Annotated in this window: 24 protein-coding genes; 6 read left to right on the forward strand and 18 right to left on the reverse strand. The window is 60.0% G+C overall.

The features are described from left to right. Window positions 1-111 precede the first annotated feature (111 nt). The 15 genes from urtD to ACA054_RS02960 all read right to left on the reverse strand — a co-directional run bounded on the left by urtD (window position 112) and on the right by ACA054_RS02960 (window position 15,146). Window positions 112-984 (reverse strand): urea ABC transporter ATP-binding protein UrtD, encoded by an 873-nt coding sequence (urtD, locus tag ACA054_RS02890; RefSeq protein WP_497688106.1) that lies wholly within the window; start codon window positions 982-984, stop codon window positions 112-114. After that, entirely contained in the window at window positions 981-2,060 is a 1,080-nt protein-coding gene (gene urtC, locus ACA054_RS02895) for an urea ABC transporter permease subunit UrtC (protein WP_497688107.1), read from the reverse strand. The genes urtD and urtC overlap by 4 nt, the downstream gene beginning before the upstream one ends. Further along, window positions 2,060-3,562 (reverse strand): urea ABC transporter permease subunit UrtB, encoded by a 1,503-nt coding sequence (gene urtB, locus ACA054_RS02900; protein WP_497688108.1) that lies wholly within the window; start codon window positions 3,560-3,562, stop codon window positions 2,060-2,062. Before urtB ends, urtC begins: the two co-directional genes overlap by 1 nt. A 177-nt stretch (window positions 3,563-3,739) precedes the next feature. After that, entirely contained in the window at window positions 3,740-5,005 is a 1,266-nt protein-coding gene (urtA, locus tag ACA054_RS02905) for an urea ABC transporter substrate-binding protein (RefSeq protein ID WP_497688109.1), read from the reverse strand. Between the two features lie 319 nt (window positions 5,006-5,324). Continuing rightward, window positions 5,325-6,704 carry a PepSY-associated TM helix domain-containing protein gene (locus ACA054_RS02910; protein ID WP_497688110.1) on the reverse strand — a complete coding sequence of 460 codons (1,380 nt, stop codon included), beginning with the start codon at window positions 6,702-6,704 and terminating at the stop codon, window positions 5,325-5,327. A gap of 130 nt (window positions 6,705-6,834) precedes the next feature. Continuing rightward, window positions 6,835-8,952 carry a TonB-dependent copper receptor gene (locus ACA054_RS02915; RefSeq protein ID WP_497688111.1) on the reverse strand — a complete coding sequence of 706 codons (2,118 nt, stop codon included), beginning with the start codon at window positions 8,950-8,952 and terminating at the stop codon, window positions 6,835-6,837. Window positions 8,953-9,042: 90 nt separating this feature from the next. After that, window positions 9,043-9,513: a DUF2946 domain-containing protein gene (locus ACA054_RS02920; protein WP_497688112.1), complete on the reverse strand. Its 471-nt coding sequence runs from the start codon at window positions 9,511-9,513 to the stop codon at window positions 9,043-9,045. A 21-nt stretch (window positions 9,514-9,534) separates the two neighbouring features. Next, entirely contained in the window at window positions 9,535-10,014 is a 480-nt protein-coding gene (locus tag ACA054_RS02925) for a copper chaperone PCu(A)C (protein WP_497688113.1), read from the reverse strand. A gap of 47 nt (window positions 10,015-10,061) precedes the next feature. Next, window positions 10,062-10,460, reverse strand: coding sequence for a DUF2946 domain-containing protein (locus tag ACA054_RS02930; RefSeq protein WP_497688114.1), 399 nt, complete (start codon window positions 10,458-10,460; stop codon window positions 10,062-10,064). A 117-nt stretch (window positions 10,461-10,577) separates the two neighbouring features. Next, a complete protein-coding gene (locus ACA054_RS02935; RefSeq protein ID WP_131058881.1) occupies window positions 10,578-10,901 on the reverse strand; it encodes a helix-turn-helix domain-containing transcriptional regulator in 324 nt (107 codons plus the stop codon). Between the two features lie 4 nt (window positions 10,902-10,905). Then, on the reverse strand, window positions 10,906-11,241 hold the full coding sequence (locus ACA054_RS02940; protein WP_497688115.1) for a type II toxin-antitoxin system RelE/ParE family toxin: 336 nt from the start codon (window positions 11,239-11,241) through the stop codon (window positions 10,906-10,908). 56 nt (window positions 11,242-11,297) lie between these two features. Further along, on the reverse strand, window positions 11,298-12,023 hold the full coding sequence (locus ACA054_RS02945; protein WP_497688116.1) for a cobalt-precorrin-6A reductase: 726 nt from the start codon (window positions 12,021-12,023) through the stop codon (window positions 11,298-11,300). Next, complete coding sequence (locus ACA054_RS02950) at window positions 12,020-13,117, reverse strand: cobalt-precorrin-5B (C(1))-methyltransferase (protein ID WP_497688117.1); 1,098 nt, start codon at window positions 13,115-13,117, stop codon at window positions 12,020-12,022. The genes ACA054_RS02945 and ACA054_RS02950 overlap by 4 nt, the downstream gene beginning before the upstream one ends. Further along, complete coding sequence (gene cbiE, locus ACA054_RS02955; protein ID WP_497688118.1) at window positions 13,110-14,321, reverse strand: precorrin-6y C5,15-methyltransferase (decarboxylating) subunit CbiE; 1,212 nt, start codon at window positions 14,319-14,321, stop codon at window positions 13,110-13,112. The genes ACA054_RS02950 and cbiE overlap by 8 nt, the downstream gene beginning before the upstream one ends. Before the next feature lie 174 nt (window positions 14,322-14,495). After that, window positions 14,496-15,146 (reverse strand): hypothetical protein, encoded by a 651-nt coding sequence (locus ACA054_RS02960; protein ID WP_497688119.1) that lies wholly within the window; start codon window positions 15,144-15,146, stop codon window positions 14,496-14,498. Between the two features lie 259 nt (window positions 15,147-15,405). Between ACA054_RS02960 and cobG the strand changes: the two genes are divergently transcribed. The 6 genes from cobG to ACA054_RS02990 all read left to right on the forward strand — a co-directional run bounded on the left by cobG (window position 15,406) and on the right by ACA054_RS02990 (window position 21,560). After that, a complete protein-coding gene (cobG, locus tag ACA054_RS02965; RefSeq protein WP_497688120.1) occupies window positions 15,406-16,761 on the forward strand; it encodes a precorrin-3B synthase in 1,356 nt (451 codons plus the stop codon). Next, a complete protein-coding gene (locus tag ACA054_RS02970; RefSeq protein WP_497688121.1) occupies window positions 16,754-17,380 on the forward strand; it encodes a precorrin-8X methylmutase in 627 nt (208 codons plus the stop codon). Before cobG ends, ACA054_RS02970 begins: the two co-directional genes overlap by 8 nt. Beyond that, a complete protein-coding gene (locus tag ACA054_RS02975; RefSeq protein ID WP_497690237.1) occupies window positions 17,380-18,111 on the forward strand; it encodes a precorrin-2 C(20)-methyltransferase in 732 nt (243 codons plus the stop codon). The genes ACA054_RS02970 and ACA054_RS02975 overlap by 1 nt, the downstream gene beginning before the upstream one ends. Then, a complete protein-coding gene (gene cobJ / locus ACA054_RS02980) occupies window positions 18,111-19,820 on the forward strand; it encodes a precorrin-3B C(17)-methyltransferase (protein ID WP_497688122.1) in 1,710 nt (569 codons plus the stop codon). The genes ACA054_RS02975 and cobJ overlap by 1 nt, the downstream gene beginning before the upstream one ends. Window positions 19,821-20,005: 185 nt before the next feature. Continuing rightward, window positions 20,006-20,824: a hypothetical protein gene (locus tag ACA054_RS02985; protein WP_497688123.1), complete on the forward strand. Its 819-nt coding sequence runs from the start codon at window positions 20,006-20,008 to the stop codon at window positions 20,822-20,824. Window positions 20,825-20,882: 58 nt separating this feature from the next. After that, a complete protein-coding gene (locus ACA054_RS02990; protein WP_497688124.1) occupies window positions 20,883-21,560 on the forward strand; it encodes a hypothetical protein in 678 nt (225 codons plus the stop codon). A gap of 26 nt (window positions 21,561-21,586) precedes the next feature. On the opposite strand, the gene ACA054_RS02995 is transcribed toward ACA054_RS02990, so the two are convergent. From ACA054_RS02995 to purD, 3 genes are all read right to left on the reverse strand, one after another. Beyond that, the gene (locus tag ACA054_RS02995; RefSeq protein ID WP_497688125.1) at window positions 21,587-22,183 is read right to left on the reverse strand and encodes a MarC family protein; all 597 of its coding nucleotides are present in this window, start codon (window positions 22,181-22,183) and stop codon (window positions 21,587-21,589) included. 64 nt (window positions 22,184-22,247) lie between these two features. Further along, entirely contained in the window at window positions 22,248-25,025 is a 2,778-nt protein-coding gene (locus tag ACA054_RS03000) for a hybrid sensor histidine kinase/response regulator (protein WP_497688126.1), read from the reverse strand. Window positions 25,026-25,123: 98 nt separating this feature from the next. Beyond that, a complete protein-coding gene (gene purD / locus ACA054_RS03005; RefSeq protein ID WP_497688127.1) occupies window positions 25,124-26,416 on the reverse strand; it encodes a phosphoribosylamine--glycine ligase in 1,293 nt (430 codons plus the stop codon). Window positions 26,417-26,419: the final 3 nt, after the last annotated feature.

Here is a 26,419-nt window from a genome sequence, read left to right on the forward strand (position 1 = left end):
CATACCGTGACGCTCCGCGTCACCCATGCGCAGGACTTGAGCCCTGCATTGTCAGTGGGACGCGGAGCGTCCCGGGCGGCATTCCCACGCGGAGCGTGGGAACGATCAAGCCTAGCGGCCGAGATAAACCTCGATCACCCGTTCGTTGTCCTGTACCTGCTCCAGCGACCCTTCGGCCAGCACACTGCCCTGGTGCAACACGGTGACGTGGTCGGCGATCGAACCGACGAAGCCCATGTCGTGTTCCACCACCATCAGCGAATGCTTGCCGGCCAGGGTCTTGAACAGTTCGGCGGTGAATTCGGTTTCGGCGTCGGTCATGCCGGCCACCGGTTCGTCGAGCAGCAGCAATTGCGGGTCTTGCATCAACAGCATGCCGATTTCCAGAAACTGCTTCTGGCCATGGGACAGCGAGCCGGCGGGACGATTGACCGAAGCGGTCAGGCGAATGGTGTCGAGCACCTCGGCGATACGGTCTTTCTGCTCGCCGCTCAAGCGCGCTAGCAGACTGGCCCACACCGATTTGTCGGTTTTCTGCGCCAGCTCCAGGTTCTCGAACACACTCAAGGCTTCGAACACGGTCGGTTTCTGGAACTTGCGGCCGATGCCGGCCTGGGCAATCTGCACTTCACTCATTTGCGTCAGGTCCAGGGTTTCGCCGAACCAGGCCTTACCGTGACTGGGGCGGGTCTTGCCGGTGATAACGTCCATGAGCGTGGTCTTGCCCGCGCCGTTGGGGCCGATGATGCAGCGCAACTCGCCGACCCCGATGTACAGGTTCAAGTCGTTCAGCGCCTTGAAGCCATCGAAGCTGACGCTGATGTCTTCCAGGGTCAGGATGGTGCCGTGGCGGGTGTTCAGGCCTTTGCCGGCACGCTGGCCGAGGCCGATGGCATCGCGGCTGCTGCCGGCGTCCCTGTTCGGTTCCAAGGGTGGAAAAAACGCCGGTTCGAGCATGAATTCAGCCGTTGCAGTGACTCTCATTGTTCACCTCTTTTCTTCAGCAAACCTATCACGCCCTTGGGCAGGTACAGGGTCACGATGATGAACAGCGCGCCGAGGAAAAACAGCCAGTATTCCGGGAAAGCCACGGTGAACCAGCTCTTCATACCATTGACCACGCCCGCGCCAAGCAATGGGCCGATCAACGTGCCGCGACCACCGAGAGCCACCCAGACAGCCGCTTCGATCGAGTTGGTCGGCGACATTTCACTCGGGTTGATGATGCCCACTTGCGGCACGTACAACGCACCGGCCAAACCGCACAACACCGCGCTCAACACCCACACGAACAGCTTGAATCCACGAGGGTCGTAGCCACAGAACATCAAGCGGTTCTCCGCGTCGCGCAGCGCGGTCAGTACACGGCCGAACTTGCTCTGCGCCAGGCGCCAGCCGATGTACAGGCTCGCCACCAGCAGCAGCACCGTGGCGAAAAACAGCACCGCACGGGTGCCAGGTTCGGTGATGCCAAAGCCGAGAATGGTGCGGAAGTTGGTGAAGCCGTTGTTGCCGCCAAAACCGGTTTCGTTGCGGAAAAACAGGAGCATGCCGGCAAAGGTCAGTGCCTGGGTCATGATCGAGAAATACACGCCCTTGATCCGCGAGCGGAAGGCGAAAAAGCCGAACACCAACGCCAGCAATCCCGGCGCCAGCACCACCAGACACATGGCCCAGAGAAAGCTGCTGGTGCCGGTCCAGTACCAGGGCAATTCGGTCCACGAGAGGAATGTCATGAAGGCCGGCAAGCCATCACCCGAGGCCTGGCGCATCAGGTACATGCCCATCGCGTAACCGCCGAGGGCGAAGAACAAGCCATGGCCGAGGGACAAGAGACCGGCGTAACCCCAGACCAGATCCAGCGCCAGGGCAACGATGGCGTAGCAAAGGATTTTGCCCACCAGGGTCAGGGTGTACGCGGAAATGTGCAGCACGCTGTCAGGGGGCAACAGCGACAGCAGCGGCAATGCCAGCAGCAGAACGAGGACTATAACACCGACGGCAATCGTGACTTTGGGGCCGGCTTTTTTTGTCGCGGTAACGAGCAGGGGCTGGTTCATCAGTCGATCACCCGTCCTTTGAGCGCGAAGAGGCCTTGCGGACGTTTCTGGATGAACAGAATGATCAGCGCGAGGATGAGGATCTTGCCGAGTACGGCACCGATTTGCGGTTCAAGAATTTTGTTGGCGATGCCCAGGCCGAAGGCGGCGAACACGCTACCGGCCAATTGCCCGACACCACCGAGCACCACCACCAGGAACGAGTCGATGATGTAGCTCTGTCCGAGGTCCGGGCCGACATTGCCGATCTGGCTGAGCGCCACGCCGCCGAGGCCGGCAATGCCCGAGCCGAGGCCGAAGGCAAGCATGTCGACGCGCCCGGTGGGCACGCCGCAGCAGGCCGCCATGTTGCGATTCTGGGTGACGGCGCGCACGTTCAGACCCAGGCGCGTCTTGTTCAGCAGCAGCCAAGTCAGCACCACCACAAACAGCGCGAACGCGATAATCACGATGCGGTTGTACGGCAGCACCAGATTCGGCAGCACTTGAATCCCGCCTGACAACCACGCCGGGTTGGCCACCTCGACGTTCTGCGCACCGAACACCAGGCGCACCAACTGGATCAGCATCAGGCTGATACCCCAGGTGGCGAGCAGGGTTTCCAGCGGGCGGCCGTAGAGGTGGCGAATCACCGTGCGCTCCAACGCCATGCCGATCCCGGCCGTGACGAAAAATGCGACGGGCAGCGCGATCAGCGGATAGAACTCGATGGCCTGCGGCGCGTAACGCTGGATCATCAGTTGCACGACGTAGGTCGAGTAGGCGCCGAGCATCAACATCTCGCCATGGGCCATGTTGATCACGCCGAGCAGGCCGAAGGTGATCGCCAGGCCCAGCGCCGCGAGCAGCAGGATCGAACCGAGGGACATGCCGCTGAAGGCCTGGCCAAGCAGCTCCCCGACCAGCAATTTGCGTTTGACCTGGGCCAGGCTGGTTTCGGCGGCGGTGCGCACGTTGGCGTCGGCTTCGACACCGGGTTGCAGCAGGTTTTCGAGGCGGGTGCGGGCCAGTGGGTCACCGGTTTCACCCAGCAGCCGCACGGCGGCGAGACGCACGACCGGGTCGGCGTCTACCAGTTGCAAGTTGGCCAGGGCCAGGCTCAGGGCTGCGTGGACGACTTCATCTTTTTCACCCGCCAGTTGCTGGTCGAGGAATTTCAGTTGCGCGGGTTTGGCGCTTTTCTGCAATTGCTGCGCGGCGGCCAGACGGATTTTGGCGTCGGCGGCGAGGAGTTGGTGGCTGGCCAAAGCGGTATCGATCAGACCCCGCAGGCGGTTATTCAGGCGCAAGGTTTTCGGCTGACCATCGACCGTCAGTTCGCCTTGTTGCAGGGCGTTGATCAGTTCGATGCGCGCCGGATCGGGCTGCGCGGCCCAGGCTTCCAGCAATTTGGCTTGCTGCACGGGATTGGCGGCGACGAAGTCTTCGGCGTCGCCGGCAAAAGTGGCCGTCGGCAATAACAGCGCGATGGCAAGGATGAAGCGATAAAGGGCGGTGGGCATAGATGGTCGCCTTGACGCGGACATTGTGGGAGCGAGCTTGCTCGCGATAGCGATTGATCAGTCACAGGGATGTTGAATGTGCTGCCATCATCGTCGGAACGCCGCCCGGAGCAAGCTCGCTCCCACAGGGAATTGTGTCGGCCTCAGGCACTGTGCCTGGAGCCGACACCCAGTGGCTCAGTTGCTCTTCACCGCATACTCCGGCTTCTTGTCGTTGCCCGGGATGAACGGGCTCCACGGCTGGGCACGGATCGGCCCTTCGGTCTGCCACACCACGTTGAACTGACCGTCGGCCTGGATCTCGCCGATCATCACCGGCTTGTGCAGGTGGTGGTTGGTCTTGTCCATGATCAGGGTGTAGCCGGACGGCGCGGCAAAGGTCTGGCCGGCCAGGGCTTCGCGGACCTTGTCGACGTCGGTGGACTTGGCTTTTTCGGCGGCCTGCGCCCACATATGGATGCCGACGTAGGTGGCTTCCATCGGGTCGTTAGTCACCGCTTTGTCGGCCCCCGGCAGGTTTTGTTTCTTGGCGTAGGCTTTCCAGTCGGCGACGAATTTCTTGTTCGCCGGGTTCTCCACCGACTCGAAGTAGTTCCACGCCGCGAGGTTGCCCACCAGTGGCTTGGTGTCGATGCCGCGCAGTTCTTCTTCGCCCACCGAGAACGCCACAACCGGCACGTCGGTGGCTTTCAGGCCCTGGTTGGCCAGCTCTTTATAGAACGGCACATTGGAGTCGCCATTGACGGTCGAGATGACCGCCGTCTTGCCGCCGGCCGAGAATTTCTTGATGTTGGCGACGATGGTTTGATAGTCGCTGTGGCCGAACGGCGTGTAGACCTCTTCGATGTCCTTGTCGGCCACGCCTTTGGAGTGCAGGAACGAACGCAGGATCTTGTTGGTGGTGCGTGGGTAGACATAGTCGGTGCCGAGCAGGAAGTAGCGCTTGGCACTGCCGCCTTCTTCGCTCATCAGGTATTCAACGGCCGGGATCGCCTGTTGGTTCGGTGCGGCGCCGGTGTAGAACACGTTCGGCGACATCTCTTCACCTTCGTACTGCACCGGGTAGAACAGCAGGCCATTGAGTTCTTCGAACACCGGCAACACCGATTTGCGCGACACCGAGGTCCAGCATCCGAACACCACGGCCACCTTGTCCTGGGTCAGCAGCTGCCGGCCTTTCTCGGCGAACAGCGGCCAGTTCGATGCAGGGTCCACCACCACCGCTTCGAGCATCTTGCCGTTCACGCCGCCCTTGGCATTGATCTCGTCGATGGTCATCAGAGCCATGTCCTTGAGCGATGTTTCGGAGATCGCCATGGTGCCGGACAACGAATGCAGGATACCGACCTTGATGGTCTCGGCGGCCTGGACAGTCCAGGTCATGCCCATCGCGGCAATGCTTGCCGTGAGTGTGAAAGCCTTGATCAAACTGCGACGCTTCATTGTGCGATCTCCATGAACTTATGAGTTTTCTTGGTTGGCAGATGCGGACTACTGAAGGGTCTTTAGCAAGGGCTGTGCCCGGTCGGGGAAAGGCAGGGAAATGTCGTGTTAGAGCGGTTTTGCGGCTTTGATGGCGCACCATGACGGGACGAGGTCAGGGCAGTGGTGCATCGGGATGCGCCACATTGGGGCGGGCAACAGTGATCATTTGTGGGAGCGAGCCTGCTCGCGAAAAGGGCCTGGAGGTTAAAAAAGAAACCGAGCGAACGAGATGCGCGGGAAGTCTACAGTGCTCTGGATCCCGCGCATCTCGCCTGACTCATGGTGAAGTCGAGGCGCTTTCAGTTTGTCGATTCAAGCGTGACAGCAGCAACCGATCGAACAGCCAGACTACTACCAGCGAAACGCCCACCAACGGGAACGCCACCGCCAGGGCGAACATGATCGCCATCGCGGTTTTCCATTTCGGCAGGTCGTGACGCAGCGGCGGGACACCGAATTTGCCTTGCGGACGACGCTTCCACCAGATCACCACGCCGCTGACCGCACTGAGCAAAATCATCAGGCAGATCAGCAGGACAATGATCTGGTTGAGTGTGCCGAACATCTTGCCTTCGTGCAGCATCACGCCGATTTCCGTGGCGCGGGCGACGGCGCCGTAGTGCTCGTAGCGTACGTCGGCGAGGACGTTGCCGGTGTACTGATCGACATGCAGGGTGGCGTCGTTGCGTGGGTCATCGGCGAACACAGCAATGGTGAACACACCGGTGGCCGTGGTCGGAAACGTGATGCTGTAGCCCGGCTCGACCTTGCGTTGCACGGCGATGTTCTGCACATCCTGCAGGCTGATGGTCGGCGCGGCCGGACCGGCTTGCGCTGCACCGTGGGCCATGTGTTCGGCATGGTCGCCGGACATCGGCATCGGTGTATTTTCCATGGCCCACGGCACAGTCTGGCGGGTGGCGCTGTTGAGGCTGCGCGCTTCTACGTCGGACTTCGGCACGTTGTCCCACATCGCCGCCGGAAAGACATTCCAGACGGCGGCGTATTGCTGGCCCCAGAAGCCGGTCCAGGTCATGCCGCTGAGCAGCATCACCAGCAGCAATGAGGCGCCCCAGAAGCCGGTGACGGCGTGCAGGTCACGCCACAACACCCGGCCTCGACTGCTCAGGCGCGGCCAGAGAATGCCCGCGGCCTGACCGCGTGGCCACCACAGGAACACCCCGGACACCACCAGCACCACCGCCCAACCGGCGGCCAGTTCCACCAGTCGGTCACCGACGGTGCCGATCATCAGCTCGCCGTGAATCGCTCGCGCGACCGCTTGCAGGTTCTTCTTGGCGTCTTGCTCGCCAAGGATGTCGCCGTGGTACGGGTCGACGAACACGTTCAGCTCGTTACCGCCGTTGAGCACGACAAACTGGGCACTGCGCTCGGCGTTGACCGGCGGCAGATACTGTTTGATCGTGCCTTGTGGATACGCGTCTTTTACCCGCTTGAGCAGGTCATCGGCTGGAACAGTGTGATGACCGGCCGGGACGTTGAGCAGGCTGCTGTACATCAGCGAGTCGAGTTGCGGCTTGAACAGGTAGATAGTGCCGGTCAGTGCCAGCATCACCATGAATGGCGCAACGAACAATCCGGCATAGAAATGCCAGCGCCAGGCCAGGTTGTAGAAATTCACTTTGGGCTGTTTCATCGGTTGTGCTCCGCTTGGCGAATCAATTGTCTGTAAAAGATCGCAGCCTCGTTTCACTCGACAGCTCCTACAGGGTGTACGCGTGCCGATGTAGGAGCTGGCGTAGCCTGCGATCTTTTGACTTTTCTTGTTAGAAACTCATATCAATCTTGGTCCAGAGCGTGCGCCCCGGTTCCTTGATGGCTTGCGGGTCATTGGCCGGGTAGCCGAAACCGGCGTTGCCGGCCAGGTTCAAGTGTTCGGCGTAAGCCTTGCCGAACAGGTTGTCGACGCCGCTACTGACCTTCCAGTGCTGGTTGATCCGATAGGCACCGTTGAGCGAGAACACGGCAAAACCCGGGGTCTTGTCGAAGTCCTTGCCGACCACGTTGCCTTTGTTCTGGTCGATACGGTTTTGCGCGGCAACCACTCTCCACAGTGCGCCGGCGCTCCAGTTGTTTTCGCTGTAGGTCAAGCCGAAGCGGGCGTCCAGCGGCGGCATTTGCGGCAAGGCACTGCCATCGCTGCTGTTCTTGCCCCAGGCGTAGGCCAGGGTGGCGTCGGCTTTCCAGTGTTCGGTGAGTTTGTAAGCGGCGCCCAGTTCACCACCCATGATTCGCGCGTCGATGTTCTCGGCTTGCGAGGTCATGCCCATCATGGCTGGCGTGTAGTTGAACAGGATGTAATCGCGTACCTGGCCGATGTAAGCCGAGGCCCAGGCATCGAGGTCTTCGGTCTTGTATTGCAGGCCGAAGTCGAGCTGGGTGGTTTTCTCAGGCTTGATCGAATCGAAGGCATTCACCGATCCGGCGGGGCCGGAATTGGGCGAAAACAGTTCCCAGTAATCCGGGAAACGCTGGGTGTGGCCCAGCCCCGCATACAGCGTGGTCGGGCTGTCGGCCAGGTCGTGTTCGTAGCGGATGAAGCCACTGGGCAGCGTATCGGCACGCGTGTCGTCGGCGGTGGGATTGGGGCGAGTCATCATTCCAGAACCGATGGTTTGCCGGTAATCCTTGGCCGAAGCGCGGTCCAGGCGTGCGCCGGTGATGAGTCGGTCACGCTCGGCGGCATACCAGGTCAGTTCGCTGAACACCCCGTAGTTATGGAAATCGGCATCCTTGGTGTACGGCAGGTCCTTGTAGGTGTCGATGCCCATGGCGCTGCGTTGGCGGTGTTCGTTGGTCTGCGCGTCAATGCCGCTGATCAACTGCACATCGGCCCAGCGCCAGGTGGCCTTGACTCGCGCGCCGAGGGTGCGACGGTCGACGTTGGACGCCATGGGGCCGGCCATCATCCCGGTGCCCGACGGCGTGCGCAGGGTGTAGTTGTCCATCACGTGGTCGGCGTAGTTGTAGTAGACCTGCGCCTCGAGCTTTTCCAGCACGTCGCCGATGTTGGACTTCTCGAAGCGCAGGCCGAGGCTCTCGCGCTTGAACTGCGAACCGTCCATTCCGCGTCCTGCGTAACGCGCCTCGCCGTCCCCCTTGCCGGCGGTCAGCTCCAGCAGGGTATCGGCGTCCGGGGTCCAGCCGAGCGCGACGTCGCCGTTCCATTTGTCATAACGCGATGCCACGGTGTCGTTGTTGCCGTCCTTGTAGTCGTCGGCTTGGGCGGTGTTGCCGATTACCCGCACATAACCCAACGGCCCGCCGGCGGCCGCGTCCACCAGTTTGTCAAAACGGCCGTTGGAGCCGGCCAGCACACTGGCGTTCATCCGCGTGCCGAGCTCGCCGAAACTTTCCGGTTCGCGGTCGAAGAGGATGGTGCCGGCCGAAGCCCCCGGTCCCCAGAGCACGGTCTGCGGACCTTTGATTACAGTCAGTTTGTCGTAGGTTTCCGGGGAAATGTACGAGGTCGGTGCGTCCATCCGACCGGGGCAGGCGCCGAGCATCATGCCGCCGTTGGTGAGGATGTTCAGGCGCGAGCCGAACATGCCGCGCAGCACCGGGTCGCCATTGGTGCCGCCATTGCGCACCTGGGCGAAGCCCGGGATGGTTTTCAGATAGTCCGAACCGTCGCTGGCCGGCACGGGTTGGCGCGGGTCCTTGGGGTTGGTGACGATGGTCAGTGGCGAGCTCGGGGCAATGGCGGTGATGACCGTCGGGCTCAGTTCTTCACTATGACCTGCGTGTTCATCGGCCAGCGCGGAAGGCGCCAGCAAGGCGCCGCACAGGATGGCGGTGGCGTGCCTGAAGCGAATGCTGGATTCGTTCAAAGCAAAGGAGGCTTGGGCAGAGCTCAAGCATGGGACAGCAGCAAACCTGGACATGACAATTTCCATCGAACAGTCGTAAACGACACGGCCTGCAGGAGCGAGCTTGCTCGCGAAGAGGGACCGTGTGAAATCAGCAGTGGGGGTTTACGCGACGACGGGCGGGGCGCGGGTGCGGGCGCCGGGAAAGAAGGTTTGCCGGGCATGGCCCAGGCGAGGGGATGGCGTGGTGTAAGTGCTGGCGGGCGGGGTGTCGAACGCTGTGAATGACCCGCCACCGGTCAGCGCCGGGCAGTTGAACAGCAGGCTGCAATAGCCGCATTTTTCCCAGATTGCGTGATGCCCGGATGCTGGTGGGCAATGCTCGGCAGTTGGTTGCGCGCCATGATCCGCGTGCTCCATCGCCGACATGTCCATGCTCATGTCCATGCTCATGTCCATCGACATGTTCATGCTCATGTCCAGGGGCATCGAGGCGCGCTGATCCATCGGCATCGACTGAGAAATCAGTGGACCGATAAAGATCATCAACATGGCGAACAGGCTGATCCAGCTGCCGCGCGTCAGGCTCAATGGCTGACGACGGTGGGCGGATGACCTGGTGCCTGGCGGGCGCATGGGCGGCGTCGCGATAGCGGGTTACTGAACGTGCGCGTGCTTTTGCGTGGCCTCGGGCGCCTGCTTCTGCACCGCCACTTCGACCGTCACGTCACCGGACTTCTCGAAGTGCAAGGTCAGCGGGAAGCGCTTGCCGTCGCTCAGCAGGCTGCGGTCTTTCAGGTTCACCAGCATCACGTGGTAGGCCATCGGTGCAAACGTGACGTCGCCACCGGCGGGGATTGCCACGCTAGGTACCGGCTGCATTTTCATCAGGTCGTTTTGCATCAAGTGCTCATGCAATTGCGCCTCACCCGAAATCGGCGAGTCGACGCTGAGCAGGCGGTCGGCGGTCTTGCCGGCGTTGTGGATCACGAAATAGGCCGCGACGGTCGGCGCATTGGGCGGCAACTCTTGCGACCAGGGGTGAGCGATTTCCAGTGCGCCGACCTTGTATTCGTGGGCATTGGCAAAGCAGGCAGGCAGCAGCAACGCGGCCAGAACGATGAGTCTGTTCAACATGGCAGTTCTCCAGGCGAGTCAAAACGCAGATCAATTGCGAGAAGTCATCACACCAGAGGAGAGGCACGGGGGTTGAGGCTTGGCCATTGCTGGCGCGGTGTCGGCGTGTTGAATGCGGCGGGAGGCAGGCTTCGATTCGCTTCGAACTGCGCGAAATACAGCTGTGGCTCATGTCCGGGCAACGCCACCAATGGCGCGGAGCCGCTGCAGCACCAGCAATGCTGCATATTGGAATGATCGTCGCTTTGCGGAGCTTTCTGTTCGATGTCGCCCAGGGAAATCGCCACCATCCTGGTGCCGCTGGACGAGCAAAAACTGCCCCACAACAATTGCTCGGCTGGCGACTTCGCCGTCTGCACCATCGCTCCGGACATCGGCATGGCGAGCATGTTGAACAGCACTGCGAAGCAGGCGATCCAGGCAATTGCGAGCCGTTGTCGGGACATGGGACAAATCCGGTGGGTGGGTGATCAGGCGCGGCTATTTAGCCTGATCAGGGCCGATAAGTAAAAACACCGTGTGCGGTGTGGTGTCGCAGTAAAAGTCGCATTTCTCTCACCCTGTCAGTGCGCACGAACCGCATGTACCTGCATATCTACTCCAAGCGTAGCGCGAATTACCGCAAATATCGCAGCCAGATTGTCCATGCTTGGGTTGCCTTTCGCAGACAACATCCGATGAAGACTTTTGCTGGGCTTCGCTGTTTCCTTTGCCAGTTCTTCGAAACCAACAGTGGCGTTAACGAGGTCACGCAAAATGATCCTGGCCATTTCGGGTTCGCCATTAAGAAACAGAGTAGCAGCCTCATCCAACAATGCTTGGGCGAACTCGGGGTCCCGCTGGGCGCGCTCGGCGATGGTGTGTTTGTAGCTTCGGGTAAGCGCCATGACTCTATCTCCGATTTCGTTGAGCTTTTTTTCGGGTTCGGAATTCGTCTATCAGTATCTTTGCCTGTTTGATGTCGGTTTTTTGTGTGGACTTATTGCCTCCACCAAAAAGGATGATCAGGCGTTTCCCCTCTTGAACAAGGTAGATTCTGTACCCGGGGCCCCAATTTATTCGGTATTCACCGAGACCTTCAAACCACTTGATATTGGATGTATTGCCTAGCTCGAGTCGGAGCAATGCATTGGAAACCTTTAGCGCTGCCTGAGCATTCAAGGTGGTAAACCAGCGCCCAAAGGGGCTTGTTTCATTGTCCTGCAAGTATTCTTCGAGTGTGATCACTGGCGGCCCTGAAGGTAACAAATAGGTTACTGTTCATGCAAGCCGATAATCCTGCCTTACTGAGCGAAGCCCGCCAACGCATCAAGTGTTTCCTCAAGCGACAGAAACTCCCGCTCTACCACCGGCAACTCCGGCCGCTTCAACACCAGCACCGGAACCCCGCGCTCCAGCGCCACTTCCAGCTTCGGCTCGGTGGCGGTGCTGCCACTGTTTTTGCTGATCAGCACGTCGATCTGCCGACGTTCGAACAACGCGCGCTCATCGTCGATCAGGAACGGCCCACGGGCGCCGATCACTTCACATCGTTCGTTGCCCGGATACACGTCCAGTGCACGCAGGGTCCAGAATTGCTCAGGGGGGATTTCCTGCAGGTGCTGCAAGGGCTCGCGGCCAAGGGTGAACAGCGGTCGGCGGAAGGGTTTCAGCGCTTCGGTCAGCTCGGCCCAATCACTGACTTCACGCCAGTCATCGCCGGCCTGTGGTTGCCATGCCGGACGTCGCAGCGCCCAGCAGGCGATGCCGCTCAACCGAGCTGCGATCGCGGCGTTTTGACTGATCTGGGCTGCGTAGGGATGAGTCGCATCCAGCAACAGATCAATCCGTTCATCGCGGATGAACTGCGCCAAGCCTTCGGCACCGCCATAGCCACCCACGCGAACCTGGCAGTTCAAGTCCGTCGGCACTCGACCGACACCCGCCAGGCTATAGATGTGTTGTGGGCCGAGGGTTCGGGCAATCGCCAGGGCCTCGGTCACACCGCCCAGCAACAGAATGCGCGTCATTGAAAAGCTCCCGCATGGCCGACAATCCCGCCCTGGCGATCGATGGCAAACACTTCGACCTGAACCTGCGCCGGCACCACGCTGCGGGCAAAGTCCAGGGCGTATTGGCACACGGCATCGCCAAGGGCGATTCCTGCGGCGCTGGCCATCGCCAGGGCCTGTTGACTGGTGTTGGCTTCACGGATGCCTTGCTGCAACGCCGTATCGGCGCCGACCGCGGCGGCCCATTCGGCCAGTTGCGGCAGATCGATGCTCGAATGCCGACTGTGCAAGTCCATGTGCCCGGCCGCCAGCTTGCTGATCTTGCCGAAGCCGCCGCACAGGCTGAGTTTTTCCACCGGTACCTTGCGTAGGTGTTTGAGTACTGCACCGACGAAGTCGCCCATTTCGATCAGGGCGATTTCCGGCAGGTTGTAGACCCTGCGCATGGTGTCCTCGCTGGCGTTGCCGGTGCACGCGGCGATGTGCAGATAGCCGTTGGTTTTGGCCACGTCGATGCCCTGGTGGATCGAGGCGATGTAGGCCGCGCAGGAAAACGGCCGGACGATGCCGCTGGTGCCGAGGATCGACAGGCCGCCGAGAATGCCCAGGCGCGGGTTCATGGTTTTCAATGCCAGGGCCTCGCCGTCCTCGACGTTCACCGTAACCTCGAAACCGCCGCGATAGCCGAATTCGTTGGCGAGCAGCGTCAGATGATCGCTGATCATCTGACGCGGTACCGGATTGATCGCCGGCTCACCGACGCCCAGCACCAGCCCCGGTCGAGTGACCGTGCCAACACCACGACCGGCCTTGAAACCAATACCCGGCTCACGGCGAAGGCGCACCTGAGAGTAGAGCAGCGCACCGTGGGTCACGTCAGGATCGTCCCCGGCGTCCTTGAGGGTGCCGGCCTCGGCACCGTCGTCGATCAGGCGACAGAATTCCAGGCGCATCTGCACCTGCTTGCCCTTGGGCAGGACGATGTGCACGGCATCCGCCGAAGTGCCGTCGAGTAGCAGGCGAGCCGCCGCCAGGCTGGTGGCAGTGGCGCAGCTGCCCGTGGTCAGGCCGCTGCGCAATGGGGCAGGTTGTTCGGCTGTTTCGTCACGCATCGAAGGATTTGACCACGTCCAGCAAGGTAATCGGCAACGCCTGGCGCCAGGTGTCGAAGTCGCCTAGCGGTTGCGCCTGGGCGATATGAATACGCGTCAGCTCGCCGCCGTGCTGCTCGCGCCAGGCCATCAGGGTCATTTCGCTTTGCAGCGTGACCGCGTTGGCGATCAGTCGGCCGCCGGGTTTCAGTGCCCCCCAGCAGGTATCGAGCACGCCTTCACGGGTGACTCCGCCGCCGATGAAAATCGCGTCCGGGCGTTCGAGCCCGGCCAAGGCTTGCGGCGCACTGCCGCAAATCAATTGCAGGCCGGGTACGCCGAGTGCGTCGCGGTTGTGCTCGATCAACATCTGCCGACCTTCATCGGCCTCGATGGCCAGCGCCCGGCAACCCGGATGAGCGCGCATCCATTCGATGCCGATGGAGCCACTGCCGGCGCCGACGTCCCATAACAGTTCGCCGGGAACCGGTGCCAGGCGAGCGAGCGTGATCGCGCGCACATCGCGTTTGGTCAGTTGGCCGTCATGCCTGAAGGCGGAGTCCGGCAGACCGGCCAGTCGCGACAGAGGTGGCGTGTTTGCGTCTGCGATGCACTCGATGGCGATCAGGTTCAGGTCGGCGACAACCGGGTCGGCCCAGTCGTTGGCGGCACCGTCGATGCGTCGCTCTGCCTCACCACCCAAATGTTCCAGCACGCTCAGGCGGCTCGGCCCGAACCCGCGTTCGCGCAATAGCGCCGCGATCGCGGCAGGGCTTTGGCCGTCATTGCTCAGCACAAGTAACCGAACGCCACTGAACAACTGCGCATTAAGTGCAGCGATGGGGCGTGCGACCACCGACAGCGTCACCACATCCTGCAGCGGCCAGCCCATCCGCGCGGCGGCAAGTGAGCAGGAAGACGGTGCGGGCAAGATCAGCATTTCCTCGCTGGGCAATTGCCGAGCGAGGCTGGCGCCGACACCAAAGAACATTGGGTCGCCGCTGGCCAGCACGCAAACCGGCTCGCCGTACCGTTCCAGTACCGGGGCCAGTGAAAACGGGCTGGGCCACATATGCTGTTCGCCACGAATGCACACCGGCAGCAAATCCAGTTGCCGCTGACCGCCAATGATCCGCGAAGCGCCCAGCAGGGCGCGTCGAGCGTTCTTGCCCAGGCCTTTAAAGCCGTCTTCACCTATGCCTACCACTGTCAGCCAAGGGGGCATGCCATTCCTCTTCTATCGACCAAGCCAAATCATCACCGCGCTCAAGTCCGTCTCGGCCGGCGCGGTTGAGCATCATAACGTGGTGTCGATTGCATTCGCCCGTCGTCAGTCGATGAAATCGCGGTTAAGGGCGATGGCTGCCCCGCAAAGTGATGGGCATTTATTCTGATTATCTTATGGGTTGTTTCTTAGAAGGTCGAATCTCTTCATTCTGATCTCGCGACGTTTTTTATCAATAAGTGTTCTTTTTGTTTCAAGTATTCTTTTGTCCAGCTTGAGATAGGCGCATTGCCGGATGATTTTTGCGGAGCGCTTTTCCGATTCGACGTATAGGAAATTGCTTTCTTGTGTAGACGCCACCAATTCAAGATTGAAAACCGCAATTTCAAGAAAACCCTTGGAGTCATAGCGGGCGGGGATAACCTGAAAGTGCCGCCCCAGGAGGCTTTCCTGGTCCAGGGAGAGCCGCGCCGACTTGTCGGGTTTTAGTGCGTCGAGCGTGTCAATCATTGCGTTGCCTTGTCGGCTGTCGGACATCTTTTCAGCGCTCTCGACCAGGAAATCCGCAACGCTTCTCAAGACGTCGTGACGGGTGCGGGTAAAGATTGCATCTTGAAAGACAGACCAGCCCAAGTAGTCCAGTGTTTTTACATACTCATGCAGCCACTTTGTCGAATCGACAAAGCGGCTGCAGAGCATGTCGGCAGATTGGGTGGCGATCTGTGTGCAGTGGGTCAGGTCGTCATGATCCGCAAGTGACATATCGTCAATGCACGAAAGCAGATTGGGGCCGGTCAATGTGCCGGAGAAGTTTCTATAATTCATATTCAGTTCCCTTGAATAAAAATTTCATCGGAGGAAGTGGTTTTCCTGTTGATGAAAGTACAACAGCCTGTATGCAGTTGAAATGAAGTTGGCGGGAAGAACTGATACCTGCTGTTAAATGCACCGGGAGTTGTCTTTTAAAACGGAAGTGCCGGTGGGCGTTTCAGGCTTCAAGCGAAGCGACCGTTGACCTTTGTGCGAGCGCGCTTCGTCGTCAATCCACTTGAGCTTTTTCATCCCGCCGGGCAAAGCAGGCATAATGCGGCCCTTCGTCCCGTTGCCGGTCATCCCCGTGAATTCACCTCATACATCCCGTCCCTTGCGCCCATCGGCCTGTCCCGGGTTGTTGCGTGTCGTTGAGGCGCTGGATGGCGATATTTGCCGGATCAAACTCGCCGGGGGTTCCATCCGCGCAGATCAGGCTGTCGCGGTGGCTGATGCCGCCGAACGATATGCCGGTGGCGTGATAGAGGCGACCAACCGGGCAAATCTGCAAATTCGCGGGATTGGTCAGCAGGCCTCCGCGTTGATCGACAGTCTGCTGGCCGTCGGGCTAGGGCCTGATACCGTCGCTGGCGATGATGTGCGCAATCTGATGCTCAGCCCCAGCGCCGGCATTGACCGACACATGCTGATCGACAGCAGACCTTTGGCCCGAGAAATTCTCGACAGCTTGCAAACCCATGTTCGCTTCCATGAGCTATCAGCCAAGTTCGCCGTGCAACTGGATGGCGGTGAAGCCTTGGCAATGCTCGAGCATCCCCATGACCTCTGGCTGAGTGCGGTTGAGCGAAACGGCGAGCCAATGCTGGCTTTCGGTCTGGCGGGGTGCCCCACCGAGATGCCGGCGTCAGCGGTATTGCTGCGTGACGGGCATGCCTTGGTGGTGGCGGTGTTGGAGTTGTTTCTTGAACTTGCACGGCCGGATCAGACCCGGATGCGACATCTGCTGACTGAACATTCGCTTTATTCGCTGCTGCAACGGCTGGCCGAGCGAGTGCCGTTGTTTGCAATGGAGTCATGGCAGCGACCGACTTCCCCTCCGGGATTGCACATCGGCAGTTATCCGCAGCGTCAGGAAGGTCTTGTCTATGTCGGCGCCGTGCCGCCCCTGGGGCGGCTGGACCCGACGATGCTCAAGGGGGCGGCTCATCTGGCCGAGGCGTTTGGTGACGCCAACCTGCGCCTGACCCCTTGGCAAAGCCTGTTGCTGCCCAATATTCGCAATGAGGATGCACCAGCCCTTCGTCAACAATTGCAGGCGTTGGGTTATCTGGTCGACGCCGATCAGACCCTGGCCCATTTGGTGGCCTGCACCGGATCGGCCGGTTGCGGCAAAGGGTTGGCGGATACCAAGAGCGATGCGCGGCAACTGGCCGAACGGTTACATGTTCAATCCGGACAAGTGCAGATTCACTTGTCGGGTTGCCCGCGCTCCTGCGCGTGCGCACACACGGCGCCCGTCACATTGTTGGCGACTTGCCCTGATCACTACGACCTCTATTTTCGCGATGCCGCGCAGCCGGATTTCGGCGCGCTGCACGCACGCAATCTTACTATTGAAGCGGTCGCGGCCTTGCTCGACGCCCGCTCACGGAGCCCCCTTGATGCTTGATTACATCCGCGACGGTCAGGAGATCTATCGCAATTCCTTCGCGATCATTCGTGCCGAGGCCAACCTCGAGCGCATTCCGGCCGATCTGGAAAAACTCGCAGTCCGCGTGATCCACGCTTGCGGCATGGTCAATGCTATCGACGGTCTGCAGTTTTCCGCAGGCGCGGGTAAGGCCGGGCGCGATGCGCTGGCCGCCGGCGCGCCGATTCTGTGTGATGCGCGGATGGTGTCCGAGGGCATAACCCGCACGCGTTTGCCAGCGAACAACCCAGTCATCTGCACCCTGCGTGATGAAAGCGTTCCGCAACTTGCCCGTGAATTGGGCAATACCCGTTCCGCTGCCGCGCTGGAGCTTTGGCGTCCGCACCTGGAAGGCAGTGTAGTGGTGATCGGCAACGCGCCGACGGCATTGTTTTATCTGCTCGAAATGCTCGACGCCGGCGCCCCGAAACCGGCGCTGATCCTTGGCTTCCCGGTTGGCTTCGTTGGCGCCGCCGAATCCAAGGCAGCGCTGGCCGCCGACAGTCGCGGCGTACCGTTCGTTATCATGCAAGGCCGGCTGGGCGGTAGCGCCATGGCCGCCGCCGCCGTCAATGCCCTCGCCACGGAGATCGAATGATGCAGCAACCTGGACGTTTGATCGGCCTTGGCGTGGGGCCGGGTGATCCGGAACTGATTACCGTCAAAGCCTTGCGCCTGCTGCGCGAATCGCCGGTGGTGGCGTACTTCGTTGCCAAGGGTAAAAAGGGCAACGCCTTCGGCATCATCGAAGCGCATTTGCAGGACGCCCAAACCTTGCTGCCACTGGTGTATCCAGTGACCACCGAGGCATTGCCGGCACCGCTGTCCTATGAGCAAGTGATCAGCGATTTCTACGATGCGGCCGGTGAAGAGTTGGCAGCACATCTCGATGCTGGTCGTGACGTGGCAGTGATCTGCGAAGGTGATCCGTTTTTCTATGGTTCCTACATGTACCTGCATGATCGGCTGGCGGAGCGTTATGAGGCCGAAGTGGTGCCGGGTGTCTGCTCGATGCTCGGCGGCGCTTCGGTGCTGGGGGCGCCGTTGGTGTATCGCAATCAGAGCTTGTCGGTGCTGTCTGGCGTGCTGCCTCACGATGATCTCAAACGTCGCCTGGCCGACGCCGATGCGGCGGTGATCATGAAGCTGGGACGCAACTTCCCGAAAGTCCGTCAGGTGCTGGAAGAACTCGGATTGGCCGAGCGTGCGCTGTACGTCGAACGCGCGACCATGGCCAGCCAGAAGATCGTGCCGCTGGATCAGGTCGAGCCGATGTCGTCGCCGTACTTCTCGCTGATCATCGTACCTGGCGAAAGGTGGCAAGGCTGATGACTCGTCCAACTCCGGCCATTGTCATTCTCGGCAATGGCAGCCTCGCGACCGCGCGCAGCATTCAACAGCTGTACCCCGGCGCCTTGATCCACGGCCTGGCCGAACGGGTCGTCGGTGCCGATCGCACTTACCACGAGTTCGGTGCGACGTTGCGTGAGCTTTATCAACAAGGCACGCCGATCATCGCCCTGTGCGCGGCCGGCATTGTCATTCGCTCCCTGGCGCCGTTACTGCTGGAGAAGGGGGCTGAGCCACCCGTGCTCGCCGTCGCCGAAGACGGTAGCGCCGTGGTGCCGCTGCTCGGTGGTTTGGGAGGTGTGAACGTGCTGGCGCGGGAGATTGCTGCTGCGCTGGACGTGTCAGCGGCGATCACCACCAGTGGCGAATTGCGTTTTGGAACCTGCCTCCTGAACCCCCCCAGCGGTTATGCTTTGGGTGATCTTGAGCTGGGTAAACGCTTCGTCTCCGATTTACTCGCCGGTGAAACGGTGCGAATCGAAGGCGCGGCACCTTGGCTGGTGCAGGCGCAGTTACCTGAAAGCCCGCAAGCGCGGCTGGCCGTTCACGTCGGGCATGCCGAGCGTACGCCGGCAGCCAATGAACTGCTGATTTATCCACGCAACGTGTTGGTGGCCGTCAGTGCCGGCGCGACCGATGTGCCAAGTGCGGTTCGCGAGGCTTTGCATCAGGCAAAAATCGCCGTGCAATCGTTGGCCTGTCTGCTGGCCGCCGATAGTGAAATGTCGAGTGCGACGCTGCGTGAAGCGGCGCTTGAGCTGGGTGTGCCACTGCGTTTTGTCAATGATGTCGGCGCAGTGAGTAAGCTGGTGCGTAACGCCATCGACCAGCCTGTTTCCATGTTCGGCGATGAGGCCGTTGCCATCGCAGTTGCCGAGCAGCCTCTGGACCCCTTGTCGATTGGCCGTCCTCGCGGTCGTCTGGCGGTGATCGGTCTTGGCCCTGGCGCTGCCGATCTGATGGTGCCCGCGGTCAAGGCGGAACTGGCCCGTGCCAATGACGTTCTCGGTTACGAAACCTATGTGCGCATGGCGGGACCGTTCCGTGCTGATCAGGTCCTGCACTGCACCGACAACCGTGAAGAAATGCAGCGTGCCCGCCACGCCTTTGAACTCGCGGCACAGGGCCGTTGCGTAGTGGTCGTCTCTTCCGGGGATCCCGGTGTATTTGCCATGGCCGCGGCGGTGCTCGAGGCACTGCATGAGTCCCGCGATCCAGCGTGGCACAACGTTGACCTTGAAATCCTGCCGGGCGTTTCGGCATCGCTGGCAACGGCTGCCCAGGCAGGCGCACCGTTGGGGCATGATTTCTGCGTACTGTCGCTGTCGGACAATCTCAAGCCTTGGGACATCATCGAGAAGCGTCTGGACCTGGCGGCGCAAGCCGACCTGGCGATGGCTTTCTATAACCCGATCTCGCGTTCCCGGCCTTGGCAGTTGGGGCGTGCGCTGGAAATCGTCGCCCTGCATCGCACTGCTGACACTCCGGTCGTATTGGGACGTGATGTCGGGCGTCCGGGGCAGACGTTGCGGGTCACGACACTCGGTCAATTGACCCCGGATCAGGTCGACATGCGAACCATGGTGTTGATTGGCTCATCCACCACTCGCGTGTTTCCTCGGCCTCAAGGATCGTTGTGGGTGTACACACCGCGTAGCTACGGTGACAAGTTGGTTGATATCAACTAAACAAGTCGCAGTTGTATAAGGTCGGATTATTCGGGTTATTTTGCTCGAATAATCCGCCTGTTGGCGGCTTTGTTCAGGCTTTACATATATGGAAATTTAATTGGGTTTGTTGCTCGGCAAGGGGGTGGGTTAAATTTGTTTTTACGCCCAGGAGGGCTGTAGACAAATTTAAAGGAATGTTGGATATGGAAAGTTTTGAAGATTCAAGCGCTCTCAAGGGGTGCACTGATTTGGGTAAGGCGCGTCTTGCCAGGGCAAGGGCACTATTGGTTAACGCCCCTCGTGCAAGAGGTTTAGTTAATTCGGATGCTTCGAGTCCAACCAAGGAACTGGATGCTTTGGTCTTGGGTAATTCACTCATCGGTTATGGCGATGGTATTTCGCTTGAAAACATGATGATTATCGAAAACCTCATAAGTTTTTCGAAGCTGGAGGCCGATCACGAAACTAAACATGACCCGAACCCCGCTGCCTGGCATCGAGCATTTATTAATTGTATGTTGGATATGGGGTGTGCTGTTCCAGTCCATGCGAGCGTGGAATACAACAAGCAGTCTGGGTCGGGGACGATGAAGAATGTCGTCACCGCCATTGTCCAGGCGGGTATCGCTGCAGCAAAGGCTGCCATTCCCGGTGCGACGGTGCTGAGTGCCGTGGCAGACTCCACCTTGACTGCTTTGGAAAAAGAACCTGAAACAGTCAAGTTATTCAATTACGAAGTTGTGACAGCAAAAGGTGTGAAGCTGGCTATATTGCCATGTGAGCAAGCGAAGAATGGCCTCATTATTATTTCCTTTTCGTCTGTTAATCATGAAAGTAATAAATTTGGTGGCGAAGTTCTGTTCTTTGATCTCAAGGTCGCCAATGTTGATATTTACCAGGGTTCGAATTTTCTCACCTTTAATCCTTTTGCTTACGCTGAAGTAAAAGATGATATTGAATCTGTCCTTGGGCAGCGGCGCAGAGACATGCGGGGCAAACGTTTTGCGCGGCACAGGAAGTAAAAATAGTCAGTCTGGACCAGAGGTGTTTACCTCTGGTTTGCACGAAGGATATAGACGTATGGACTATAAGATTTACATCAATGGATGTCGCGTGCTGGCTCTATCAAAAGCGTTGTCGCCCGCCACTAAACAAGATGTGATTGATGCTTTGCTTTTTGCTCAGCTTGCTGCCGATGAAGATTTCCCTGACGAACCGAACGGCGTGGATTGGCTCGAGGCTTATAAAAGTATCTTGTATGAGTGTGGCTGGATCTACGATCGGCAAAATGTGACAACCGGTACGTTTACATCCATTGCCGGAAAGGCGTTTTCGTTGAGAGATGCGTTTGCGACGGTCTTTGAAATCAATCTGAATGATGAGCAGGCGACTGTTTTTCTGGCAGCCTTGGATAAGGTCGCCGAGCTACCGGACAAACTGAACGTGGAGCAGGTCTTCCGTCAGCAGGCAGCGCTGAGTGTGAAGGGGCTGACGCGCATCAGGGCGTGCATCGGTGTGGTCGATGAACGTGGATCCTTGAATAGCGCTTCGGTTTTTTTTGATACTCGCGGATCAGTCGGCAGGCTTTTCACTGGGCGTGAGTTCGCTTTTAGCGATCTGCATGGCGCGGTGAACGCCTATTTCTACACCGCTCGTTTCAATGCAGGCATCTATGGCGAGTGCAGAGAGGATACCGTGCAGTGGCTAGGTGCACGGCGACAGTCTGAACGTCTTGAGATCGCCAGTCTGACGGTTTAGCAGTTCCTGGCGGGTGCCTTGTGTATTCAGGGCACCAAATACCCCTTCACCCCGGTAAAGATAATCTGTGCCGCCAACGCACATACGAACAACCCCATCAACCGGCTGACGATCTGCAATCCCTGATCACCGAGAATGCGTTCGATACGGTTGGACAGGTACAGCACGACCCCCACGGTAAAGCTGGCCAGGGCAATACTGACAATGGCCGTGAGTTTGTCGTCCCAGTGCGGCTGGCTGACGCCCATCACCAGCAGGGCACCGATAGTCCCGGGGCCGACCGTCAGCGGAATGGTCAGCGGGACTATGGTCACGTCCTGTTGCACATTATCGGTCTGCACCGCCGACTTGCCCTGGGCCATGCCCAGCGCCGAAATGAACAGCACGCTACCGGCACCGATGCGGAAGGCGTCCACGGTGATGCCGAAGACGTTGAAGATCACTCTCCCGAACAAGTACAGCAGGACGCTGGAGACCAACGTGGCCGTCGCCACTTTCCAGGCCAGTCGACGTTGTTCCTTGCGTGAATAACCGCGGGTCAGGCTGATGAAGCAGGACAACACGAAGAACGGGCTGTAGAGCACCAGCATCTTCAGATAAACGCTGAACAACACGTGGAGCATGGGGCAGGCTCGCTGGCGAGGGAAGTCGAGGGGGAGTCTAACAGGCGCTGCGGAGTCTGTCGGCTCAGGACGTTGGCGTCGCCGCACGGTTCTGCAGATCGCGCTGGGCAACCCAGTGTTCAATCAATTCGCGCAACTGCGAGAGCTCGACCGGTTTGGCCATGTGCCCATCCATGCCGGCCTGACGTGCACGCTCCTTATGCTCGGCGAGGATGTGCGCGGTCAACGCCACCACCGGGGTGCGGGTGCGTTGATTGCCGACTTCCCAGGCACGCAGCTGCTGGGTCGCCGAGAAGCCATCGAGGATTGGCATTTCGCAGTCCATCAGCACCAGGTCGTAGCGATGCGCCTTCATTGCAACCAAGGCTTCTTCGCCATTGCTGGCGGTGTCTGGTTGCAGATTGAGCTTGCCCAGCATGCCGCGGATGACCTTGGTCGAAATGCTGTTGTCTTCGGCGACCAGAATGCGGAAATCGCTGGGAACCTTGATCGGCAGAGGCGGGCCAGACGGAAGATGCTGCGGCACCGCGAGCCCTTTGTTGCGCTGGGTCAGTTCGTCGGCCAGGGTGGTCTTGAGGGTATAGCCGGCCACCGGTTTGGCAAGGATGCGTTTGATCCCCGAGTTGCGCGCGATGATCTTGCTCGGCGCATTGCTGATGCCGGTCAGCATGATCAGCAGGATGTCGTGGTTCAGGCTCGGGTCTTCCTTGATCTTGGCGGCCAGTTGCATGCCGGTCATGCCGGGCATGTTCTGGTCCAGCAGGACCACATCGAAGTAGTCACGCAGGTGCGCCTTGGTGCGCAACAACGCCAGCGCCTCCTTGCCCGAGGGCACGGCGCTCACGTTCAGGCCCCAGGCGCTGCACTGCTGAACCAGCACCTTGCGGCAGGTGTCGTTGTCATCCACCACCAGCACCCGTGCACCCTGCAGCGGGCCATCGAGGTCGCAGGTCGGATGCTCCAGGCGGTCTGGGTCCAGCGGCAACGTCAGCCACAAGGTACTGCCCTGGTTGTTACCACTCTTGATGCCGAATTCGCCTTGCATCAGGCGTATCAGCTGACGGGCTATCACCAGCCCGAGATTGCCGCCCAGGTGGTTGGTCGAGAGGAAATGCTTGCTGTGCAGTTCGGCGTGCATCAGCGCGTCGCGCTCTTCGGCATCCATTGGTTCGCCGCTGTCCTGCACGGCGATGCGCAGGCGTGGATGGCTGCTGCGTTCGTCGAGGGCGACAACGATCAGGATCTCGCCTTCGTCGGTTTTCTTCAGGGCGTTTTCCAGCAGGCTCAGTAATGTCTGGCGCAGGCGCGTCGGGTCGCCGCTGATGACGCGCGGTACTTGTGGCTGAATGAAGCTGATCAGCTCGACGTTCTGCTGCTCGGCCTTGGCGCGGAAGATGCTCAGGCAGTCTTCGATCAGTGCGTTGAGATCGAACTGCACATCGTCCAGTTCGATCTGTCCGGACTCAAGTTTGGAAATGTCGAGAATTTCGTTGATCAATGTCAGCAGTTCGTTGCCTGCGCTGTGGATGGTCTGCACATAGTCGCGCTGCTTGACCGACAGCGGCGTGCCCAGCAACAACTCGGTCATGCCCAGCACGCCATTCATCGGGGTGCGGATCTCATGGCTGATCTTTGCCAGGAACTCGGCCTTGGCATTGATCTCGGCGTTGCTGGCCGCCAGGTCACGACTGATGCTGAAACGCGCTTCGGTGATGCTGCGCTGGCGTTCGCTCAGGGCAATGCTCATCAACAGGCCACTGATGCAGATGAACGCCAGCAGGGTGGTGATCAGGTCATGGGGTTCGATCAGGGTCAGCCCCAGCAAGGCGGGCAGAATAATCAGGGTACCAAGGTTGAACACCACCATGGCCGCCACGAATAGCCGCGCCGGGCGATAACCTTTTTGCCAGTGATAGGTGCTGACGAACAGCATGGTCAGGCCGGCCAGGGCGACCAGTGCGTAGGTGATGATATTGAGCGGCAGCGTGTTGACGAACAGCAGCAGCAGGCTGCAGATCATGATGAACAGAATGTCGCCCACGATCAGCTTGTTCAGCGGATGCGGTCCGAGGGGCTTGAAGAAGCGATAGGCAAACATCAGGCCGCTGGGAGCCGTCAGTAGCAAGGTCAGGTAGGCGCCGGGCGTTTGCACGGCCTGCCAGTTCGGTATCCAGGGCCCCGCCAGGTTCAACAACAGCACAAGGCTGAGCCCCAGCAAGGCTTCGCACACCGCCAGCCAGACACTGCTGGTCGAACGGGTATAGGCATAGCGGATGAGGTTGTGCAGGATCAGCATGCCAATGCAGCCCAACAGCAGTCCGTAGATCAGCGTCTGGTTCTGATTGGCAGCGGTGATGACCGCCGATTGCAAGGTGATGTAGGGTCGCAACTGGTGTTCGGATACCAATCGCAGGTAGACGTCCAGGGTCTTGTCGCTTTGCGGCAACGGCAGCATGAAGTCGCTGCTGGGCAAGGGACGGTCCGCCAGGGGTTGCTCATTACCTGTCTGTGACTGCTCGATCAGCTTGTCACCGTCCAGCACATACATGTTGAAGTGCAACAGATCGGGCGCGAACACCCGCAGCAATTGTTCATGCCTGCCCGGTGCTAGCCGGAAACGCAACCATAGCGCACCCTCGGGCTCGGCCGCCGTGAGGTGGTCGAGTTCGATGGGGCTGAATTGATTGGTGTAGCGAGCGGAGCGGATGTCGCTCAGCTGCAGGTCACCCTGTTCGTCGAGCAATACCGCCCAGCCACTGCCTTGCGCGGCCTGGGCCGGGAGCATGCAGAGCAACGTCAACAACGTGACGGTTAGACTTATGGCAATCCTGAGCCAGCGCACGGCGAAATCCCTTCGTAGGTTAATGCCAGAATATAACTATGCGCGGCGCCGGAATAGCCAGGCAAGGGTCGCAAGCCCCTGCCTGTCGCAATGTTGCCTTATTCCTGTTCGCCGCGCTCGCGGGCAATGGCGCGGTAGCCAATGTCCTTGCGATAGAAACAGCCTTCCCAATCGATACTGGCCGCCAGTTTGTAAGCCTGCTGTTGGGCCGCATCGACGCTGGCGCCCATGGCCGTGGCGCAAAGCACCCGGCCTCCAGCGGTCACGACTTGACCATCCTTGAGCGCGGTACCGGCGTGAAAGACTTTGCCTTCCAGTGCCGCGGCTGCATCCAGACCATTGATGGCTACACCCTTGGCGTAGTCACCAGGATAGCCGCCTGCTGCCAGGACGATGCCGACGCTCGGACGTGGATCCCATTGCGCTTCGACCTTGTCCAGCGCCTGCGCCAGGGCTGCTTCCACCAGCAGTACAAGGCTCGACTGCAAGCGCAGCATGACAGGTTGGGTTTCTGGGTCACCGAAACGGCAGTTGAATTCGATGACTTTCGGGTTGCCAGCCTTGTCGATCATCAGGCCCGCATACAGGAAACCCGTGTAGACATTGCCTTCCTCAGCCATGCCGCGCACGGTGGGCCAGATCACCAGGTCCATGACGCGCTTGTGTACTTCGCAGGTTACAACCGGGGCAGGGGAGTAGGCACCCATGCCGCCTGTATTCGGGCCGGTGTCGCCGTCGCCGACGCGCTTGTGGTCCTGGCTGGTGGCCATTGGCAAGACGTTCTTGCCGTCGACCATGACGATGAAGCTGGCTTCTTCGCCGTCGAGGAACTCTTCGATCACCACGCGCGAGCCGGCGTCGCCGAAGGCATTGCCTGCCAGCATGTCACGCACGGCGTCTTCCGCTTCGGCCAGGGTCATGGCGACGATAACGCCTTTTCCGGCAGCCAGGCCATCGGCCTTGATCACGATCGGCGCGCCTTTTTCACGCAGATAAGCCAGGGCTGGCTCGATCTCGGTGAAGTTCTGGTAGTCGGCAGTCGGGATCTTGTGGCGAGCCAGGAAGTCCTTGGTGAACGCTTTCGAACCTTCAAGCTGAGCAGCGCCGGCGGTCGGACCGAAGCAGTCCAGGCCACGGGAGCGGAACAGATCGACCACGCCGGCGACCAGCGGCACTTCCGGGCCGACAATGGTCAGGGAAACGTTTTTCTCGGCAAAGTCCGCGAGTTGCTCAAGGGCCAGCACGTCGATGGCGACGTTCTCGCATTTGGCTTCGATGGCGGTGCCGGCGTTACCCGGTGCCACGAACACTTTCTGCACACGTGGATCCTGGGCCACTTTCCAGGCCAGGGCGTGTTCACGGCCACCGCTGCCAATGATCAAGACATTCATTTC

Source organism: Pseudomonas sp. LBUM1653, assembly GCF_059716115.1.

Coding starts and splice junctions, on each gene's coding strand:
- ACA054_RS02995 (WP_497688125.1), bottom strand. CDS start 22,183: ATGCTCCACGTGTTGTTCAGCGTTTATCTGAAGATGCTGGTGCTCTAC.
- urtB (WP_497688108.1), bottom strand. CDS start 3,562: ATGCCCACCGCCCTTTATCGCTTCATCCTTGCCATCGCGCTGTTATTG.
- ACA054_RS02925 (WP_497688113.1), bottom strand. CDS start 10,014: ATGTTGAACAGACTCATCGTTCTGGCCGCGTTGCTGCTGCCTGCCTGC.
- ACA054_RS02985 (WP_497688123.1), top strand. CDS start 20,006: ATGGAAAGTTTTGAAGATTCAAGCGCTCTCAAGGGGTGCACTGATTTG.
- ACA054_RS02945 (WP_497688116.1), bottom strand. CDS start 12,023: ATGACGCGCATTCTGTTGCTGGGCGGTGTGACCGAGGCCCTGGCGATT.
- ACA054_RS02915 (WP_497688111.1), bottom strand. CDS start 8,952: ATGTCCAGGTTTGCTGCTGTCCCATGCTTGAGCTCTGCCCAAGCCTCC.
- ACA054_RS02990 (WP_497688124.1), top strand. CDS start 20,883: ATGGACTATAAGATTTACATCAATGGATGTCGCGTGCTGGCTCTATCA.
- ACA054_RS02960 (WP_497688119.1), bottom strand. CDS start 15,146: ATGAATTATAGAAACTTCTCCGGCACATTGACCGGCCCCAATCTGCTT.
- urtD (WP_497688106.1), bottom strand. CDS start 984: ATGAGAGTCACTGCAACGGCTGAATTCATGCTCGAACCGGCGTTTTTT.
- ACA054_RS02950 (WP_497688117.1), bottom strand. CDS start 13,117: ATGCGTGACGAAACAGCCGAACAACCTGCCCCATTGCGCAGCGGCCTG.
- ACA054_RS02970 (WP_497688121.1), top strand. CDS start 16,754: ATGCTTGATTACATCCGCGACGGTCAGGAGATCTATCGCAATTCCTTC.
- ACA054_RS02935 (WP_131058881.1), bottom strand. CDS start 10,901: ATGGCGCTTACCCGAAGCTACAAACACACCATCGCCGAGCGCGCCCAG.
- ACA054_RS02910 (WP_497688110.1), bottom strand. CDS start 6,704: ATGAAACAGCCCAAAGTGAATTTCTACAACCTGGCCTGGCGCTGGCAT.
- urtC (WP_497688107.1), bottom strand. CDS start 2,060: ATGAACCAGCCCCTGCTCGTTACCGCGACAAAAAAAGCCGGCCCCAAA.
- purD (WP_497688127.1), bottom strand. CDS start 26,416: ATGAATGTCTTGATCATTGGCAGCGGTGGCCGTGAACACGCCCTGGCC.
- cbiE (WP_497688118.1), bottom strand. CDS start 14,321: ATGCCCCCTTGGCTGACAGTGGTAGGCATAGGTGAAGACGGCTTTAAA.
- ACA054_RS02920 (WP_497688112.1), bottom strand. CDS start 9,513: ATGCGCCCGCCAGGCACCAGGTCATCCGCCCACCGTCGTCAGCCATTG.
- ACA054_RS02975 (WP_497690237.1), top strand. CDS start 17,380: ATGCAGCAACCTGGACGTTTGATCGGCCTTGGCGTGGGGCCGGGTGAT.
- ACA054_RS02930 (WP_497688114.1), bottom strand. CDS start 10,460: ATGTCCCGACAACGGCTCGCAATTGCCTGGATCGCCTGCTTCGCAGTG.
- cobG (WP_497688120.1), top strand. CDS start 15,406: ATGCGGCCCTTCGTCCCGTTGCCGGTCATCCCCGTGAATTCACCTCAT.
- urtA (WP_497688109.1), bottom strand. CDS start 5,005: ATGAAGCGTCGCAGTTTGATCAAGGCTTTCACACTCACGGCAAGCATT.
- cobJ (WP_497688122.1), top strand. CDS start 18,111: ATGACTCGTCCAACTCCGGCCATTGTCATTCTCGGCAATGGCAGCCTC.